Raw genomic sequence first — 13056 nt, 5'->3', positions numbered from 1 at the left:
CAAAGCAGCCGGCCGATTAGTTCGCTGATTGGTGTTCTTTGGAGTTACTGCGAGCGCCACATGCGTTAGCGGCCTCTTCAAGATTCCGGTCGATTTTGCGGCGGTGGGTCATTGCGCCGGCCTTGGGGCGTGGGTTGGAAATTATCTGGATTTGGTTCGCGCTTCCTATCGCCTGCTGCTTCTCCGGCCTCCGTTGCTTCCTGCAGACGTTTCGCCAGCTCGCTGGAAAAGTCCGTCGAGGGTGATGGTTCGTTTACCAGAGACCGGTCATCCGCCGGCGCCAGCTTGCCCGGAGAGGGCGGCGCAGGCAGGCTCACCGACACACCACCATCGCGTTCCTCGAGATACTCTTGAACCAGCGGATGCGCTGCATTGGCATCAGCAAAGGTCCATGCCCCGCTGAGTGCGCCTTCGATGACCAGCGCGTAGACGGCTTTCTCGATGGCCCGTCGTACCGCCAGTTGCGGCGGCTCATTGACCGAATAGCCCAGTTCCCCCTCGAGAAGCTCGTCGAAGTCGACAAAGCTGAAGACGCCTGCCTGCAGCCCCTGCGAATAGATCTCCTTGGTTGCCGACACGCTTCGCAACAGGCGGCCATTTTGGGTGCTCGAAGCGCGCAGGCTAACGGTGACGCGGTCGTGCTCGTAAACGGTGCTGCCGCCGATGCCGAGTAAGCGCGCTCCGGCTCCGCCAGTATAGGTGTTGGTTTCGTAGGCGACGATCGCCCCCTCGATCAGGACGGGCGCGTAGAGGAGCGGCGGCGGGGGGCCGAGGGGCTTGCCGTCCGGGCCCAGATATTGTTCGCGCGTGGAGCGAATGAGCTGGCGCTCTCGCAAGATGCTATCGAGGCCGGTGCGGTCCAGAATGACGAACCACTGTCCGCGCCCGGCTTCCTGCAGCGCCTCGATCAGAATTTCCGTGCCAGCCTGCGTAACTGCACGCGAATATTCGGAAAAATCGTCGTTCGGCTTATGCTGGCCGGTCTTGTCGGGCATTTGATAGACCGCGACGATGACCGGTTCTGCAGGTGGCGGCAGCTCTTGCAGGCGGCGTTCGGTCTGGGTGTAGTCAGCCAGCTTCGGCTCAATTCCCGACGGGGTCGGAAGAGACGCACAGCCGCCCAGCGCGAGGGCCGCGAAAGCCATGGCGCCGCCTTGTAGCATCAATGAAAAGCGCATCGTCAGGAACCGGGGGCCGGAATTTCGATTTCGGTCACGCCGCCCGTCACAAGATCGACCACCTTGAGAAAGATGGTGGCGCCGATGCGTTCGAATTCGATTTTCAGATCGCCGAGCGGAATGGTTCCTGAATCCTCGGGATTCTCGCCGAACAGACGATCTTCGATTTCGGATGCCGCGCGATTGAGGAGCCGCCGGGTCAGGTCGCGGTCGAAGCGCTCGAGCGGATCCTCGGCATCTTCCTCATGCTGGTTCTGCAAACGCGCCTGATTCAGCAGGTAATCGCCATTGAAGGGATTGCCGCCGAAATTCGGATTGATCGGACGGTATTTGACGTCCCCCGCCTGTGCCGCACCCGCAGACAGCGTAAGCGCCAGGAGACCGGCGACGGCGTTACGCAGAAGTTCGTTCCTCATCTGTCAGCCCCTCAGTCGGTTTGCGTCACGGTATAGCCACCGCCTGTCGGCGACGGGCCGTCATAGGTCATGGAGAAGCTCAACCCGTTGCCTTCCTGGGTTATCGCCACGTCATAGCCGCTGCCAGTCTGAGTCACATCGACGAAGTTGTTATTGCCGTCCTGCGAAACTTCTCCGCCGAGTTCGAATCCGCGCTGTTCGTATTCGATACGATTGTTGTTGCCTTGCTGCTGCAGGTTTAGAGCTAGGTTATTGCCCCCGTCAGCCATCTGCACCGCATTGATGTAGTTCCGGTTGCCGGACTGCTGGAGCGTCGCGGTAATTGTGTTTCCATTCCCCCCCTGCTCGACAAAAGCGCGGTTCTCGGAACCTGCCTGAGCAATGGTAGCGACCCGTGCCGTACCCTCTCCAGCCTGATCGATCTCGGCATCGTTCCGGTCACCCGATCCTTGATCAATGTCGGCTTCCACGGTGCCGTTCATCGGCTGCGCATTGACCTGCGTGATCCGTGCAGCGTTACGGCTGGAGGTCTGGTCGATTGACGCGATGGTCCCGCCGCTATCCTGGATGATGCGGGCGAAGTTGCTGTCGGCCCCGGTACTGGTGGCAATCGACGCCGTGGCCGCAGTACCTTCACCTGTTTGCTCGATGATTGCCTCGTTCATCGCGCCGTTCTGGCTGATCTGGCCCAGAAGATTGCTTCCGTCCTGGTCGACGGTGCCTGCATTCTTGCGGCCTGGCTGGGTGATGGAGGCAGTGCTTCCGGTTCCGCCAGCCATGCGCGTCTGAGTGATCTTCGCGCGGTTCTCGTCACCGCCCTGGTCGATATCGGCATCATCGGTGCCGGCCTGAGCATCGACCATCTGAACGATGGTCGCAGTGTTTTCGGACGCTCCGCTGGCCGACTGGTCGATTGCGCCGATGCTGCCGCCTCCTGCACCGCTCTGGCGGATTGTGCCTTCGTTCTGCCTGCCTGCCTGATCGACATCGGCCGTGTTCTGCCCAAAACCGCTCTGCTCCACCGTCGCCACGGCGAACTTGCCGTTCTGCGCGACATTGGCGAGCTGGCTTTCACCCGATTGGTCGATATCCGCCGTACCGTCGTTGCCTGGCTGAACAACGGTTGCGGTGTTGCCGGTTCCGCCGCTCGCACGCGTCTGGGCCACCTGAGCCGTGTTACGGTTGCCCCCCTGATCGATGTCGGCGTCATCGGTGCCGGTCTGAGCATCGATCATCTGAACGATGGCCGCGGTATTTTCGGAAACTCCGCTGGTCGACTGATCGATGGAAGCAATGCTTCCACCGCCTGTGCCGCCTTGGCGGATGGTGCCTTCGTTGTTTTTGCCTGCCTGGTCGACGTCGGCGGAGTTCTGACCGAAGCCGCTCTGCTCCACCGTCGCCACGGCGAACTTGCCGTTCTGCGCGACATTGGCGAGCTGACTTTGGCCCGACTGGTCGATATCCGCAGTGCCGCCATCACCCGGCTGAACGACAGTCGCGGTATTGCCGGTACCACCATCAGCACGCATCTGCGCAATAATTGCCGAGTTCCGATTGCCGCCTTGGTCGATCTCGGCATTATCGGTACCTGCCTGAGCATCGACAGCCTGAACGATAGTTGCCGTGTTTTCTGAAATTCCGCTCGTCGACTGATCAATTCCCGCAATGCTTCCGCCGCCGGCACCGCTCTGGCGGATCGTGCCTGCGTTCTGGCTGCCTGCCTGGTCGACGTCGGCGGTGTTCTGACCAAAGCCGCTCTGCTCCACCGTCGCCGCAGCGAACCTGCCATTCTGAGCAACATTGGCGAGCTGCCCCTGGCCCGACTGATCGATATCCGCAGTACCGCCTTCACCAGGCTGCGCAACTGTTGCGGTATTCCCGGTGCCTCCACTTGCACGCGATTGAGCGATATTGGCGGTATTCCGGTTGCCGCCCTGGTCGACGTCCACCTCGTCGGTACCGTTAGCCGCATCGACAGTCTGCATTATCCGGGCGGCATTCAGACGCGTGTTGTCGGTCGATTGGTCCACTGCGGCGACGCTTCCCCCACCACGCCCCTTCTGCGTTATTTCGGCCAACTGATCGTAGCCGGTCTGGTCGATATCGGCCTTGTTCGAACCGCCGTCGCCATCCTGCGCGATAAGAGCATCGAGACGCCTGGAACCCGCGCCTTCCTGCGCAATCTGTGCATTGTTGCCTCCGCCCGAGCCGCTCTGACGAGACGTTGCGCTTGAATCCCTGCCATTCTGGTTGATCGCCGCGAGATTGCCTTCACCCGCCTCGGTCGTGTCGATCTGCGAAACGTCGGCGCTCAGCCTCTTGCCCGCCTGAGTAACCGTGGCTTCATGTTGCCCACCCTTGCCGGTCTGAGCAATCGTGACGTCATTGTCCCCGCCATCGACATCGACATCGGCATTATTGCCTTCGCTGCTTCCCGACTGGCTGATTTCGATCCGGTTGTCCTTGCCGGTCTTGGCACTGATAGATGCACGGTCGAGGCTTGCTGTCTGAGAGACCAGTCCTGTGTTGCGTTGCCCTGTCAGGGTGACGTCTGCCTCGTTGGCGATCCCATCCTGGAATATCTCGCTGCGATTGTCGTTGCCATCGATTGTGTGGGTCTGCTTGTTGCCGGTCTGACTTCCGCTGAGATTACCTCGCTGGATACCCAAGGATGAATTCCGCCGACCATTCTGTTCGATCGTCGCCTCGCTCGCATCCCCTGTTTGCTCGATGTATGCCAAGGAATCCCGAGCCACGTTGCCGCTCTCACCTTGCTTGATCACCGCAGTCGAGCTGTCAGCACCGCCTTCGACATTGTCCGCCTGATCGATGGCTGCAGCATTTCCGTTTCCGAACTGGTCGATCGTTGCAGTCGAACCCGAGCCATCCTGGTAAATACCTGCCCCATTGGGGGCCAAATCGATCTCTTCGCCATTGAAGAGAGTGACCGTTTCACGGCCCCTGAACGTGCCGTCGGCAGTGTTGCCCCTGCCGTCTTGCTCAATCGTAGCGGTCGATGTCCTGCGGGTTTCCTCATCTGCCTGAACGATCGTCTGGCTATTTCCTGGCTGCTGAGCGCGCGTCGATACGCTGCTTGAAAGTATAGCGAAGGCCATGGCTATGTAAGAAACAGACAGGTTGGCACGCATTATCTTTCTCCGCTGAAATAGAATCGAGCTTATCCGAGATGCGAATAAGACGATCAAGAGCTATCAGGACATTTTGCAATGAGTTTCTAGAAAGTTAACTTAGTGGTTGCGTTTTATTATTGAATAATCGTGCGAAATTGCTGCGATAAGCCTATGTTTATTAAGTAGTAGAGTCTACGAATTCTCTGAGGCTATCGATAGGTCGTGTGAGATCTGAGATAAGGTGCATTCCAAAATCCACTGTTACCGCGCGTCATCACGTAAATCGGAACGAGCTCTCAAAAAGGCCCGCAAGGATAGTGTTTGTCGGGTGATAGATGCGTCACCAATAAAGTGGCTTCGCGACCTGAGGCTGAGTATTTCGTAAATCTTCCGTCTTCTTTCGACTGGCGAGACGCCACTTCCGCCGAAGGTCTTTGGGTCGATAAGCTGGGCAAAACTATCCCATGCCGATCTATAGGAATTGTCGCGACGTGATCTCGCAAGGCTATCTGCTCTGAAGGGGCTTTATAGGCAGCAGGCGTGTCTTTCGGAGTTCGCGCCAAGCCTGATGCGTATTTTCTTTGGGCGAGGGGATTACGCTGTTAGGGGGCCTTCCATGCTTACCATTGACGGTGTCACAGTGCGGCTTGGCGGCCGGGCCATCCTCGAACGCGCCAGCGCGACTGTGCCAGTGGGCGCTCGCGTGGGCCTGATCGGTCGGAACGGGGCGGGCAAATCTACGCTCATGAAGGCGCTGATCGGTGAGATCGAGCCCGACGACGGAGAGATTTCCAAGCCGTCGCGCGCGCGGATCGGCTACATTGCGCAGGAAGCGCCGAACGGTTCGATGACTCCCGAAGAGGTGGTTCTGGCCTCTGCGACGGAACGGGCGCAGCTTCTGGCCGAACTCGAGACATGTACCGACATGGATCGGATGGGCGATGTGCATGATCGCCTTCTGGCGATCGATGCATATAGCGCTCCCGCCAGAGCAGCGAAGATCCTGAATGGTCTGGGCTTCGACGAAGAAATGCAGCAACGTCCGGTCGACAGCTTTTCCGGCGGCTGGAAAATGCGCATCGCGCTGGGGGCGCTTCTCTTCTCCGAGCCCGACATTCTGTTGCTGGACGAACCTTCGAACCATCTCGATCTCGAAGCGACGCTCTGGCTTGAAAACTTCCTGAAGTCCTACCCAGCGACGCTGGTGGTGATCAGCCACGAACGCGACCTTCTGAACAAAGTCGTCGATCACATTTTGCACCTCCAGGGCGGCCAGTTGACCCTGTATGCGGGCGGATATGATGCTTTCGAAAAGCAACGTGCGGAACGTGCCGCGCAACTGGCGGCGGCCAAGGCATCACAAGATGCGCAGCGGGCCAAGCTGCAGGAATATGTGGCGCGGAACAGCGCAAGGGCATCGACTGCCAAGCAGGCCCAATCCCGCGCCAAGATGCTCGCCCGCATGCAGCCTATCGCCGCATTGATTGAAGATCCCAGTCTCAGTTTCGACTTTCCGAACCCGGAAGAGCTTCGCTCGCCCATGATTACTATCGAGCAGGCGGCGGTGGGCTATGGTGAAACCCCGCCGATATTGCGGCGGCTGAACTTCCGCATCGAGGCTGACGACCGGATTGCGCTGCTTGGCCGCAACGGTAACGGGAAGACGACTCTGGCGCGGCTTTTGGCATCTCAGCTCACGGCCGCAGAAGGAGAGGTGAATGCACCCGGTCGGCTGAAGGTGGGCTATTTCACGCAGTATCAAGTGGAAGAGCTTGCCGGCGAAGACACTCCGCTCGACCTAATGAACCGCGCCATGGATGGGGCTGCGCAGGCCGCGGTGCGCGCGCAACTGGGTCGGTTCGGCTTTTCCGGCCCGCGTGCGCAGACGCGCGTGGACAAGCTTTCAGGGGGCGAGCGAGCGAGGCTCGCCCTGGCGTTGATCACACGCGACGCGCCCCACCTCCTTATTCTGGACGAGCCGACGAACCATCTAGACGTCGATGCGCGTGAGGCCCTGATTCAGGCGCTGAACGACTATTCGGGAGCGGTTATCCTCATCAGCCACGATCGCCACATGGTCGAACTGACGGCGGACCGGCTTATCCTGGTGGATGGCGGGACGGCGCGCGAGTATGCCGGCAGCGTACAGGATTACATCGATTTCATCCTGGGCCGAAATCAGCCGAAAAAAGAGAGGGGGCCAAAGAGAAACGGCGGCAAGGATCCCTCCGGCAATGCGGGCAAGACAAACACAAGTGGCCAGATCCGCTTTGCGAAATCGGAATTGGACAAGGCAGAAAAGGCGGTGACGCGTCTGACTGCCGAGTTGGAGAAGCTCGACGGACTGGTTCTTGAACATAGCGCGACGGGCTTCCGCCAGGACGGTGAAAAGATGCAGGATTGCCTGAGAACGCGGGCTGAAGTGGCAGACCGTCTCGCTGAGGCTGAGGAAGCGTGGCTTGAGGCCGGAGCCGCGCTGGAAGCGATCGAGAACGGCTGACACCCTGCTACACTGCGGAAAACGAAGACCGCTCTGAAGCGGCCATGCGAGGCACCGGCGATACAGGAAAATTGTCGCCAAGCCATCTATCTCCCCGTAGCCTTGCAGCTTCTGGGCGTGCGCGAGACATAAAGCTGCCGAGCAGCAACGGGTGAGGGAGGCAGGGTTCCATGACGATGACCGGCAAGGCCGCGGCAGCGCAGAACGCGGGTAGTATGGAGCGAGCCGACCGGGAGCCTGTTCCGCCGTCCCGGCGCCGGATGTGGCGCCATATGGGGCCAGGTATCGTCGTAGCGGCAACTGGCGTGGGTGCGGGCGACCTAGTCGCGACGCTGATCGCTGGCTCCCGCTTCGGTTACGCGCTGTTATGGGCTGCCGTCGTCGGCTGCATCGTGAAGATTGCGCTATCCGAAGGCTCGGCGCGGTATCACCTTGCCACAGGATCGACCATCCTTGCCGGGTGGCGCTCGCTTGGCCGCTGGACCAGCTGGTATTTCGGTATCTATGTCATCATTTGGGGTTTCATCTACGGCGCTACAGCCATGAGCGCGACTGCCCTGCCGCTTGCCGCACTCTTCCCTGTCTTGCCACTACGCGATTGGGCGATGATTGCCGGTGTCTTCGGTTTCCTCTTCGTATGGTTCAATCGCTACGAAACCTTCGAAACCGTGATGAAACTCCTGGTCGGATTGATGTTCGTCATCATGGTCGGCCTGGCAATCCTCGTGAGCCCGAGCCTTCCCGATCTCGCGGGCGGCATGGCCTTTGCCCTGCCTGAAAGTTCCTTGTTCTACACGCTAGGCCTGATCGGCGGCGTTGGCGGCACGATCACCACGGCTGCTTATGGCTACTGGACGCAGGCCAAGGGCTGGCGCGGCTTACCGTGGATGCCGATGATGCGGGTCGACAATTCGGCCGCCTATGTGATTACCGGCATCTTCGTGGTGGCCATGCTGATCGTGGGCGCCGAACTCCTGTATTCTGCCGGCATCGCGCTGCAAGACAGCGACCAAGGGTTGCTTGGACTCTCCGATGTGCTGGAAGAACGCTTCGGCAAAACGATTGCCACGCTGTTTCTCGTGGGCTTTGCCGCTACGTCCATCTCTTCCCTGCTGGGTGTCTGGCAGGGCATGAGCCTGTTCTTTTCCGACTGGTGGTATCAATTGAAAGGGCGCGGGGAGGGCGGTCACGAGGGAAGCGGGGCCTATCGCTTCTATCTTGCCTGGCTGACCTTTCCTCCGATGGTGCTGCTATTCGCCGATCGTCCGTTCCTGCTTGTCATCATCTATGGTGCCTTCGGGGCGCTGTTCATGCCATTCCTTGCGATCACATTGCTGATGCTCAACAATTCGGAACGCCTCCCGGCCGAGGCTCGAAATGGCGTGATCGCCAATATCACGCTGGCCGGTTCGGCGATCCTGTTCATCGTCCTGGCAGTCCAGCAGGTGGCGAAGCTGGCGGGGTAATGCGCTCCGCCAGCCTGTTGCACCTCGTCCAGTCGGCTCAGGAGTTCACCGAAGGGCTTCGAAGGCCGAGGAAACTCTGCACTGTCGAGCTTCTCCGCCCGCAGCGCTCGATCAAGATGACCAAGGCTAGGCTAAATCCGAACAGTGGCACCACGAAAGCCAGTACGACGGTGAGACCGACCAGCAGCCAGCTGTGCCGGATGATCCCCTTGGGTGCAGGCGCCCCAAGGCGGCCATCGGGGCGGCGGCGCCACCACATCACTGCGCCGGAAAGCGATAGCGTGATCAGGCCAACAAGGATTGCGAGCGCGAGGAGCTGGTTGGCAAGGCCGAATAGCGCGCCCTCATGCCAGGCAACTCCATAGCCGACCACGCGATCGATCCAGTGTCGCTCGGCAAAATCGACCCGGCCGATGAGGGCGCCCGTTTCGCCATTGATCTCCGCCGTACTGCGCTGCGGGCGGTTGGCGGTGTTCGACACCGCTCTCCAAGGTCCGCTGGCAGTCACAGGCGGCGTAATCTCGACCGGGGCCGGAAGGTTGAGCCTAGTCGCGGTCGGCATGACGCGATCGAGTTGCGCCGCCATGGACGGTGCGGCTTGCATGCCGCCCATCGTTCCCATGCCATGATGCGCGGCATGGGCGCCCATTGAAACGCGGGCGTGGCGGTCGAGCGCGGCACGTTCCTCCCGCTCGGCATCCGAACCGCGCGACCAGTCGACGGGGCCTTCGACCTGGCCGGTCATTTCACGCATGGTCGCGAGATAATTGCCCCAGCTTTGCGCCCAGGGCAGCCCGGTAAAGATCAGCAGGGCGGCAAACAGCGTGACCCAAATTCCGGTGACCGCGTGGATATCCTTCCACCAGTTGCGCCCGCTCCGGCTTAGCCGTGGATACAGCACGCCGGCCAGGCCCTTGCTGTCTCGCGGCCACCACAGAAACAGGCCGGTGATCAGCATCACGATCGTCCAGCTGGCCGCCAGTTCGACCAGTACGGATCCCCAGCGGCCCATCATTAGCTCACCGTGCAGGTGAAGAACCACGCGCATGAAGCGGTCTTGCTCGCCCACGTTTTTCAGCACTTCACCGGTATGCGGATGGAGATAGACGCGCGTTTCGTCCGGTCCCACGCCGACCACGATCTGTTGCGCGTCGTCGGCTTCTTCGGGCAGGATGAAGCGATGGAGAACCGATCCCGGCACCACCGCCTGCGCCCGCTCGACCAGCACCGAGGGCGCCAGCGGCGCACCGGTGATCGTGAGATTGTTGTAAGGGCTGTCGATCCAGCGCTCGATCTGCGGTTTGAACAGATAGAGCGCCCCGGTACACGACAGCCAGAGGATGAAGGGCATGGTGAAGAGCCCGGCATAGAAATGCCATCGCCAGACCGTGCGATACCATTTCTCCTGCCGCGCGTCAGCTGCGCCGCTTTTGGCGATGCCAAGCGTCATCACAAACCTCCGTTCCAGCTAAGGCCGATCACAAAAGTGCGCCCCGGATAGGGGTGAAACACGAAGGCTTTTTCATCGAGTAAATTGTCGATCCCCAGATCCAGATCGAACTTATCGAAATGGACGCTCGATTTCAGATCGACGAAGGAGAAAGGTGAGACGCAGTAATAGCTGTCGCAGCGCGAGCTGGCGTTGTTATCCAAATTGCGGTCCGGCGTATTCTGGTAGCGCCAGTTGGCCGCCAGATCGAACGCGGTAGACACTGCATAACGAAGCGATGCATTTGCCCGCCAATGTGGCACGCGCGGGAAGCGGTTGCCTTCCCGCTTCGGGTTCAGCGCATTTTCGGTGATGACCGCGTCCAGCCATGCCACGTTCGCATCGAGAGACAAGCCGTCCATGAACATGTCCTCGACGGCCACGATCGCATCGATGCCCCAGGTTTCGACCTCGCCGATATTGGTGATCAGCGACTGGCTGACCAGGACATCGGGATCATCGGCGCTCGGCATGAGGATCGTCTGACCGAACAGCGTGTCGTCCACGACTTGTCGGAAACCGCTGAGCGTAAGTTTTACATTGTCAAACCGGCGCGAGGCGGTGAGCTGGAGGTCGAACCCGCGTTCGGGGGCAAGGTCCGGATCGAAGCCGTCGAGGTCCACCTCGCCCACATTCGGGCCATAGCTGATGAGGCTGGCCTGATAGAGTTCGCCGATAGTGGGGAAGCGGGTGGCCCATGCGGTCGATGCGACGATCTCCGTTTCGGCGTCGGGACGCATCGTCACCGCCAGCTTGGGCGACCATGCATGGTCCGTGCGCGTGCGGTAATCGACGCGGCTGCCCGCGGCCTGGAGGAAGCCGCCGTCCGCGCGCCAGTTCTCGTAACGCAGGCCGAGCGTGGCCTCGATCATCGGAGCAAGCGTGATCCGGTCTTCGACAAAAAGGCCGATCAGCTGAGTCTCGCCACCCGATGCGCTGCGGATCGCTGAGGGCTCGCCGCTACGCCAATCGCTGACCCTCCCGGTTTCGCTCAAGCCAAAATAGCCCGCGTAGGACGCTCCCAGCGCGATGCGGTGCGCAGCCAGCTCGCGCTCTGCCGAAGCTTCAACGCTGGTCCAGTGCGCGTCCTCGTCGGTCACGATCCCGCCGTCTGGGATGATGCCGGACACCACATCGACCCCGTCGGACTGGCGTGCGCGCTCGTCGAGCAGTTCGAAGCGGCTGACTGTGAGACCGATGTCCCAGTCTGCCAAATTGCCGGCAAGGCCGAGCCCGGCCAGCAATTCTGTACTCTGCGCCTGGCCCCGGGTGACGCCGGAAATGCCGACAAAACTGGGACGGCCGTCGCTGCCGCGCAGAAAGCTTTTCGGATTGTCGGTCCTCTCGTCGTCGATCAGCAGGGCCGCAAGGCCGCGCAGCTCCCATCCATTGCCGAGATCGTAATTGGCGCGTAGCCGGATTTGGTCTTCCACGCTGTCGACCGTGCTATCCTGCGCCGCGATCCGCAGCGGAAAGCCCAGTGCATTGTCCACGATCGCCTGATCCGCATAAGGTGTTCCGGGTGTCACAGTGCGCCATTGCTGCGGCTGCCCCTCATTCTCGAAATGGCGATAGGCAAGCGACAGGCCGCCGCGCGATCCGATCGCCACGTCTCCTTGCGCATTGACGGCGAACCCGAACAGACCCTCTTCGGTGCCGTAATAATCATAGTGCTGGTAAAAGCTCTGTGTGCCGATCAGGATCGCATCCTGCGTGATCGGTGCGGTCTCGAGCCGGAGCGTTCCGCCCAGCGAATTGCCGGCATAGCGGGCTGAGGTCGGGCCGTAGATGATTTCCGCACGCGCGATGTCGGTCGGCGCAAGGACTGCCCATTTGGGTGCGGTGGTATAGCTGACCCCCAAGAAATCGGAGATCAGGAACCCGTCGACGGTTACCAGCGCTCGCGGGGTCTGGGTGGTATGCATGTTGCGGAACGACAGCGTCGCATTCGCATCGCCGATATAGCGCTTCCTCACAATCAGATTGGGCGCATAGCGGATCGCGTCCTCGGCGTTGATCGTATTTATCGCGCCGATCTGGTCCGCATCGATCGCCACGCCCAGTGCGGGGGTGTCGAGAGTGCGCATTTCGCGGCTTTCGAGCGTGCCGGTTACAACGATGGTGGTGTCAACGATGGTGGTGTCGTTGTCATTGCGATCTGCGGCGCTTTCGCCTGTGTCGGAAATAGCGGGCGAAGACAGCAAAACGATTGCCGACGCGCCCAGATGCGCGCGGCCTTTGAAATGGGAAATCATGAATAGTCCTGACAAATGCATTGGGCCGCAAAAGCGCGGCGAATGAAGCGTTGTGTGTCAGGCTAGGTGCGGTGGTCCGGTCGACGGGGGCGGGGGCGCTGCAAGGCCGCGGCCGGGCGCCATGGAAAGAGCGATTCCCGGAACGATTTCGGGCGATGCAGGGGCGACAGGCTCGACCGTTGGCGGATCGGGAAGCGTTGCCGGAAAGCTTAGCGAGGCAAAATCGCACACCACGCTTTCGAGCGCTGTGTGCTTGTCATGGCCGCCTTGCTTACCAGCCGAACGGTGCACGGGTGGATTGCTGTGTGCTTGATTTGGATGGTGCTCCGCTCGAGCCCCATGGTCACCATGCGTCCCGTGCGTAGTAAGGGCAGTGTGACCGGCAGAGGGCGTCGCCAGCTGCGCAAGCCGCGGTGACGCCGAAGGACAGGGAGTAAGGGCGACGAGCCCATTCCCGGACGGACCGATCATCCAGCCATAGGGAACCGCCAGCTGCACGAGGAAAGCCAGTGCGGCCAGTGGCATCAGCAGCCGGGACAAAGATGCGCGAGATTGCACGGCGCGCGCTCTAGCGGGGAGGTGCCGCGAAGGAAAGGCACCCTCGACAAACCAACTAACCCT

The 13056-nt window shown here is 60.7% G+C and carries 8 protein-coding genes; 2 read left to right on the top strand and 6 right to left on the bottom strand.

The window, feature by feature from the left end; genetic code table 11:
• Window positions 1–77 precede the first annotated feature (77 nt).
• From K3175_RS04970 to K3175_RS04960, 3 genes are read right to left on the bottom strand one after another with little or no spacing between them, the layout of a single operon-like run.
• Window positions 78–1145: a CsgG/HfaB family protein gene (locus tag K3175_RS04970; RefSeq protein WP_221542219.1), complete on the bottom strand. Its 1068-nt coding sequence runs from the start codon at window positions 1143–1145 to the stop codon at window positions 78–80.
• A 35-nt stretch (window positions 1146–1180) separates the two neighbouring features.
• Window positions 1181–1594 (bottom strand): curli assembly protein CsgF, encoded by a 414-nt coding sequence (locus K3175_RS04965; protein WP_221542218.1) that lies wholly within the window; start codon window positions 1592–1594, stop codon window positions 1181–1183.
• A gap of 11 nt (window positions 1595–1605) precedes the next feature.
• Window positions 1606–4743, bottom strand: a complete 3138-nt coding sequence (locus K3175_RS04960; RefSeq protein ID WP_221542217.1) for a beta strand repeat-containing protein — start codon at window positions 4741–4743, stop codon at window positions 1606–1608.
• A 598-nt stretch (window positions 4744–5341) separates the two neighbouring features.
• Between K3175_RS04960 and K3175_RS04955 the strand changes: the two genes are divergently transcribed.
• Window positions 5342–7225: an ABC-F family ATP-binding cassette domain-containing protein gene (locus K3175_RS04955; RefSeq protein ID WP_221542216.1), complete on the top strand. Its 1884-nt coding sequence runs from the start codon at window positions 5342–5344 to the stop codon at window positions 7223–7225.
• A gap of 170 nt (window positions 7226–7395) precedes the next feature.
• Window positions 7396–8691 carry an Nramp family divalent metal transporter gene (locus tag K3175_RS04950; RefSeq protein ID WP_247710651.1) on the top strand — a complete coding sequence of 432 codons (1296 nt, stop codon included), beginning with the start codon at window positions 7396–7398 and terminating at the stop codon, window positions 8689–8691.
• A gap of 37 nt (window positions 8692–8728) precedes the next feature.
• Here K3175_RS04950 and K3175_RS04945 read toward each other — a convergent pair whose 3' ends face one another.
• Genes K3175_RS04945 through K3175_RS04935 form a run of 3 tightly spaced genes read right to left on the bottom strand, consistent with a single transcriptional unit; the run spans window position 8729 to window position 12993 of the window.
• The gene (locus K3175_RS04945) at window positions 8729–10141 is read right to left on the bottom strand and encodes a PepSY-associated TM helix domain-containing protein (RefSeq protein WP_221542215.1); all 1413 of its coding nucleotides are present in this window, start codon (window positions 10139–10141) and stop codon (window positions 8729–8731) included.
• Window positions 10141–12435: a TonB-dependent receptor gene (locus K3175_RS04940; protein WP_221542214.1), complete on the bottom strand. Its 2295-nt coding sequence runs from the start codon at window positions 12433–12435 to the stop codon at window positions 10141–10143. Before K3175_RS04940 ends, K3175_RS04945 begins: the two co-directional genes overlap by 1 nt.
• A 57-nt stretch (window positions 12436–12492) precedes the next feature.
• Window positions 12493–12993, bottom strand: a complete 501-nt coding sequence (locus K3175_RS04935) for a hypothetical protein (RefSeq protein ID WP_221542213.1) — start codon at window positions 12991–12993, stop codon at window positions 12493–12495.
• Window positions 12994–13056: the final 63 nt, after the last annotated feature.

This window comes from Qipengyuania aestuarii (assembly GCF_019711535.1).
In the GTDB taxonomy this organism is placed as follows: domain Bacteria; phylum Pseudomonadota; class Alphaproteobacteria; order Sphingomonadales; family Sphingomonadaceae; genus Qipengyuania; species Qipengyuania aestuarii.
This window is presented reverse-complemented; position numbering and strand designations above follow the sequence as displayed.

Excerpts from the sequence above, each read along its gene's own strand:
- K3175_RS04970 (WP_221542219.1), bottom strand. The coding sequence starts at position 1,145 with ATGGCTTTCGCGGCCCTCGCGCTGGGCGGCTGTGCGTCTCTTCCGACC.
- K3175_RS04965 (WP_221542218.1), bottom strand. The coding sequence starts at position 1,594 with ATGAGGAACGAACTTCTGCGTAACGCCGTCGCCGGTCTCCTGGCGCTT.
- K3175_RS04960 (WP_221542217.1), bottom strand. The coding sequence starts at position 4,743 with ATGCGTGCCAACCTGTCTGTTTCTTACATAGCCATGGCCTTCGCTATA.
- K3175_RS04955 (WP_221542216.1), top strand. The coding sequence starts at position 5,342 with ATGCTTACCATTGACGGTGTCACAGTGCGGCTTGGCGGCCGGGCCATC.
- K3175_RS04950 (WP_247710651.1), top strand. The coding sequence starts at position 7,396 with ATGACGATGACCGGCAAGGCCGCGGCAGCGCAGAACGCGGGTAGTATG.
- K3175_RS04945 (WP_221542215.1), bottom strand. The coding sequence starts at position 10,141 with ATGACGCTTGGCATCGCCAAAAGCGGCGCAGCTGACGCGCGGCAGGAG.
- K3175_RS04940 (WP_221542214.1), bottom strand. The coding sequence starts at position 12,435 with ATGATTTCCCATTTCAAAGGCCGCGCGCATCTGGGCGCGTCGGCAATC.